This is a genomic window from Agrococcus sp. HG114, from assembly GCF_024723325.1.
GTDB lineage: Bacteria > Actinomycetota > Actinomycetes > Actinomycetales > Microbacteriaceae > Agrococcus.
This window is the reverse complement of record NZ_JANQCH010000259.1, coordinates 1-698: the sequence shown is the minus strand read 5'-3', so window position 1 is coordinate 698 and position 698 is coordinate 1. Positions and strand designations below refer to the sequence as shown.

The window sequence follows — 698 nt, the reverse complement described above, 5'->3', positions numbered from 1 at the left end:
AACCGGAGCCGTGGGCCGCGTGGGCGGGCCCGCTCCGCGACGGGCTGCTCGCCGCGTCGTCGCAGCTGCCGGGCATGGGCGGCGAGCTGCTCCCCGGCCTCGCGATCGGCGACGAGCGCCGCGTGAGCGCGACGCTGCGCACGGCCATGCTCGACGCGGGGCTCAGCCACCTCACCGCCGTCTCCGGCGCGAACTGCGTGATCGTGGTGGGCGCCGCGTTCCAGCTGGCCGCGGCGCTCGGCGCCCGGCGCGGGGTGCGCGTCGCCGCGGCGGCCGGGGCCCTCGCCGGGTTCGTGGTGCTCGTGACCCCGGAGCCCTCGGTCGTCCGGGCGGGCACGATGGCGGCGATCGCGCTCGTCGGCATCGTCACGGGGCGGCGATCGGGCGCGATCGCGCTGCTCGCCCTCGCGGTGCTCGTCGTGCTCGGCGTGCAGCCGCATCTCGCGACGAGCGCGGGCTTCGCGCTGTCGGCCCTCGCGACGTGCGGGCTCATCGTCCACGCGCGCCCGATCGCGGCGATGCTCGCCCGAGCCCTGCCGATGCCGCTCGCGGCACTCGTGGCCGTGCCCGCGGCGGCGCAGCTGTGGTGCCTCCCGGTGCTCGTCGGCCTCGACGCGCGCGTGAGCGTCGTCTCGGTGCTCGCGAACCTGCTCGCCGGTCCCGCCGCGCCGATCGTCACGGTCGTCGGCCTCGCGGCG

General features: G+C 78.4%; 1 protein-coding gene. It reads left to right on the top strand.

Annotated elements, in window-relative coordinates; all coding sequences use genetic code 11:
- A partial coding sequence (locus tag NWP09_RS13120; protein WP_258275926.1) for a ComEC/Rec2 family competence protein occupies positions 1-698 on the top strand: 698 nt, incomplete at both ends.